We start from the raw sequence: 4,273 nt of genomic DNA on the forward strand, positions 1-4,273 counted from the left end.
GCAAGGACGGTTTGACGACCCTTGACCGGGAAGTGGCGCTCTTCCTGAGGAAAAAAGGTAAGCCAGTCATCGTCGCCGTGAATAAAATCGACGATCCCGTGCACGAGGAGAGGGAGTTTGAAGGACATGCCCTTGGCTTCCCCGACGTTATCGGTGTCAGCGCAGCTCACAACCGGAATATGGATGAACTCCTGGACAGAATCATAGAACTGATCTTCGAAAAAACCCAGAGTCCTGAAGATCAGCCCGAGGGCGAGATCTCGGTAGCGATAGTGGGGCGACCAAACGTTGGAAAATCGACACTTCTCAACTATCTTTCGTCTTCCGAGAGGTCCCTGGTAACCCCTATGCCTGGAACAACAAGGGATTCCGTGGACTCGCGGGTCCTTATCGGTGGTAAACCCTTTCGCTTCATCGATACGGCCGGGCTGAGAAGGAAAAGCAGGATGGGCTCCGATGTGGAATTTTATTCGCTCGTCAGGACCCATGAAAGCATCGGAAGGGCCGACGTGGTAGTCCTGCTGATGGAAGGATCGGAGATCTGTACCGACCAGGACAAGAAGATAGTCGGACTTGTGATTGACAAGGGCAAGGGCTTGATCCTCGCGGTCAACAAGTGGGACCTGCTCGAGAAGGATCCGGACCTGGGGGACAGGATAACAAGGCAGGTCAGGGAGGAGATGTCCTTCGCTGACTTTGCCCCCCTGGTTTTCATATCTGGATTGACCGGGAGAGGAGTCCACAAGATGCCCGATAAGATCGCCATGGTCCAGTTCAACCGGTCGCGATGGCTGGATGCCTCAAAAACGGTAGCCCTCGTCAGGGACGTGCTGGCCTTCGAAAGGTTGCCGAATGATTCCCGAGGCAGGACACTTCGAATCAGGAGCTGCTCTCAGGTGGCCATGAACCCCCCGGCCTTCGCTTTCTTCGTCAATGACAGGAACATCGTTACCCGTTCCTTTGAGAGGACCGTGATGAAAAAGATCAGGGAGATGGGAGACTTCGAAGGCACCCCTCTCAGGATCTTCTGGCGATCGGCGCGGAAAGGGGCCTAATTTTCGATCTGTACTTGACCACTTATGGGGCAGATGATATTAGTGTATCTGGCCGTCAGAAGAGAGAATCGACGGCCTAGTTGACAACCTGAAGAGTTGGAGGTGCGGACAAAGTGACTAAGGCGGATCTGATCAATGCGGTCGCGAAATCTGCGAGCATCACCAAGAAACAGGCGCACGAGGCTGTGGGTTCCACCTTCGAGGCGATCGTCAAGGCTCTCTCCAAGGGAGAGAAAGTCCAGCTAGTAGGCTTCGGAACTTTCGAGGTCAGGAAAAGAGCCCCTAGGAAGGGGAGGAATCCCCAGGATCCCACCAAGGTCATCAACATCCCGGGGAAAAAGGTTCCGGCTTTCCGCCCGGGCAAAGCCCTGAAAGAAAAGGTTCGCTAATCCTTTCCGATCTTATTCATCCGGATTTGCCGGCAGGCGGCCCAGGCCGCCTGCCGGTTCTTCTTTCTCCTGGAGCGAGGGTCGAAGTATTTCGAAAAGGACTTGCCATTGATCAAGTTCGAGCTCTTCCGCCCTGGTTGAAACGGAAAGGCCTGCCTGTTCCATCCTGTCGGCTATCTCCCGTTTCATACCCGGCAAGAGCCCGCCTAGGTTGTTAAGAAGGGTCTTCCTCCTTTTCATAAAGGCCGTGCGGATGAGGTTCCGCCAGGCTCTGACGCCGGGAAGGTGGTGGTTTTTATCTATCGAAACCTCCAGAAGGGCGGAGGTAACTTCAGGAGAGGGAAAAAAGGCCTCGGGGGGGACCTTCCTGATAATGCGAAGCTCTCCCATCGCCTGAAGGGTTATACCAAGGGGGTATCGGCCCTTCGAGCGCGCCGGGGCGCAGATCCTTTCCGCGGCTTCTTTTTGTACCATCAGGAGCATGTAATTCAGACCGGCGGGGGCATATAGCTCGAGTACCTTCCACAAAAGGGGGGTAGTGATGTGGTAGGGGATATTCGCCACCATTTTGTTGGGGGACGGATCGAGGCGTGGCGGAAGACCCCCTTTCAAAGCGTCTCCCCACAGGATTCTAAGGTTGGCATAATGGATACGGATATTTTCAAGGCAGGGTTCCAGCCTGCGGTCGATCTCCGATGAATAGACCAGCAAGGGCTTTCTCTCCAAAAGGCCCTCCGTCAGGATGCCCCTGCCCGCTCCGACCTCCAGCACCACGTCCTGGGGCCCTATTTCACTGCGGTCGAGGATGACCCTCAGGATATTTTTGTCGACGAGGAAGTTTTGCCCTATCCGGGTGTTTGGTCTGTGGTATTGTTCCAGCATCTTTTTCGACTCCCGGCCATAAATCGAGGTTCAGAGTATGAAAAAGCGGGAGAACCAGAAGGTCTCCCGCTTTTGATCCTTGGTCGGGACGAGAGGATTTGAACCTCCGACCCCTTGACCCCCAGTCCTATTAACCTGATTTTTTCTAATTGCCTAGAGCTTGATCCTAACTGCGTTTGCGGGTGTTTTGTTCTATATGATTTTACATCCAGTTTAGCCTATTTTACCCTTTTTTTGTCCTGTTGGCAGTAAATTGGCAGTATTTTTTGAGCAAAAAAGGGCCCTTTCAAGGGGATTTCCAAGGAAAGAATAAGTTGAACGGAGTACCGTTACTATTGGTACCTTTGGTACCCCCTTCCCATAAAAAATAAATCGCACGGAGTACCGTTACTGCCGTTACCATTGTTACCCTTGTTACCCCTTTTCAAGAGAGGCGCCTTTCTTTCTCTTCTTTCGCCGGTACGCCGCGGTACTCCTGCGGCAATCCGGGCAGTATTTCCTGTTGCCATGGCCCCAGAAGATACTTCCGCAACCCCCTTCTTCGATGGGGCATGTCTTCAGGTGGGCCCGACCGTCGTTGCCTTCCGGTTTCGTCATTAGCTGTGCAAGCTGGAAGTAGGCGATATCAAAAAAGTTGTCTATTCTCAGGTGAATTACGGGTTTTTCATCTAAAAAGTCGAACCATAAGAAAATACCATTCATACTTACGCTTATCAAAAGTGAGAGTATACCGGGTCGGTGCTAGAATTTCGTACAGTTTGGCAAGATAGATTAAATGCTCGAGAGGAGCTGAGATATCATGCCAAACAAGAGAGAGAAATATGATGAGGAATTCAAAAAGAAAGTCAAGTCCCAGAACTGCTGTAAATTCGGATCCGGTTACACATTCACCGCCACGGCCTCTGGTTGAGCCATGTTGACTTGCTGTTTCACTGAGGCCTTTTCCTTCTGTTCTTGTTCCGCCTTCGCTTCATGGAATTCCGCCAGATCCATGTACCGACGTCCCGAAATCCATTCTTCACCGGGTTCCTGAAGATACGCACCTGCCAGCATCATCGCCGATGCATCCTTCGGGAAGATCCGGATGACCCGTTCCCGCCTCCGGATCTCCTCATTGGTCCGCTCCGTCATGTTCGTGCTCCGCACCTTCTTCCGGCAATGCGCCGGGAGATCATAGACGGCCAGGATATCTTCTTTTGCATTGTCCAAAATACCCATGGCCTCGGGATAGCGCTCTTCAAGAAAGTCCATGAGCTCTTCGGCAGCTTCCAGGGCCCTTTCCTTTGTCGGTGCGTCATACATGTATTTCAGCTTGGCATGGACCTGCTGCCGATCTTTTTTGTGCACCTTGTCCAGCAGGCTCCTGGAAAAGTGGGTCTGGCACCTCTGCCATACCACATGGGGCAGGGTCTTTCCCAAAGCCAGCTTCAATCCCTCATGGTCGGCGGAGGTGACGTAGCCCACTCCTGCCAGCCCTCTTTTGTTGAGCCAGGTGAAAAACTCCCTCCAACTTGTCTCGCTCTCTTGACGGGCCACCCGGATGCCGAGAACCTCCCCGTACCCCGAACCAAAAACACCGATGGCAAGCTGGATGACCTTCTTGACGACCTTCCGGTTTTCCCTCACCTGGATCACCAGGGCTGCCCTCCTGGAGAAAGGGATAGTCCGTCCCCTCAAGGGGCCGCTCGTTCCAATCCGCAACCCGCCCATGCAGAAGTCCGAACAACCGGAGGGCGGTGCTTTTGGAGACCTCCAGGCCCCAGAATTCTTCCATAACCCGCCTGACCTTCCTGGTGCTGACACCGTCTATGACCATCTCAAGCAGCGTCAGAAGGAAGGCCTGTTCGAACCGAGGCAGAAGCTTCAACTCTTCCGTGTCCAGGCCTCCGCCCCGCATCTGGGGGACCCGGATTGAAATACGCCCTATTCGGGTCGTCATCTACCTGC

At 53.5% G+C, this 4,273-nt stretch carries 4 protein-coding genes; 2 read left to right on the forward strand and 2 right to left on the reverse strand.

Going from position 1 to position 4,273, the window contains the following annotated elements; genetic code table 11:
* Both GX108_07610 and GX108_07615 read left to right on the forward strand, forming a co-directional pair.
* Positions 1-1,055: ribosome biogenesis GTPase Der (locus GX108_07610; GenBank protein ID NLO56896.1), on the forward strand; the 1,055-nt coding region annotated here is incomplete at its 5' end.
* A gap of 113 nt (positions 1,056-1,168) precedes the next feature.
* Positions 1,169-1,444 carry an HU family DNA-binding protein gene (locus tag GX108_07615; GenBank protein NLO56897.1) on the forward strand — a complete coding sequence of 92 codons (276 nt, stop codon included), beginning with the start codon at positions 1,169-1,171 and terminating at the stop codon, positions 1,442-1,444.
* A 12-nt stretch (positions 1,445-1,456) separates the two neighbouring features.
* Here GX108_07615 and rsmA read toward each other — a convergent pair whose 3' ends face one another.
* Entirely contained in the window at positions 1,457-2,326 is an 870-nt protein-coding gene (gene rsmA / locus GX108_07620; GenBank protein NLO56898.1) for a ribosomal RNA small subunit methyltransferase A, read from the reverse strand.
* A 1,435-nt stretch (positions 2,327-3,761) separates the two neighbouring features.
* The gene (locus GX108_07625) at positions 3,762-4,265 is read right to left on the reverse strand and encodes a hypothetical protein (protein ID NLO56899.1); all 504 of its coding nucleotides are present in this window, start codon (positions 4,263-4,265) and stop codon (positions 3,762-3,764) included.
* Positions 4,266-4,273 lie beyond the last annotated feature (8 nt).

Origin of the sequence: Thermovirga sp., from assembly GCA_012523215.1 — a bacterium.
Taxonomy (GTDB): domain Bacteria; phylum Synergistota; class Synergistia; order Synergistales; family Thermovirgaceae; genus 58-81.

What these genes read in the sequence shown, in the direction of transcription:
- rsmA (NLO56898.1), bottom strand. Translation starts at nt 2,326, where the DNA reads ATGCTGGAACAATACCACAGACCAAACACCCGGATAGGGCAAAACTTC.
- GX108_07625 (NLO56899.1), bottom strand. Translation starts at nt 4,265, where the DNA reads ATGACGACCCGAATAGGGCGTATTTCAATCCGGGTCCCCCAGATGCGG.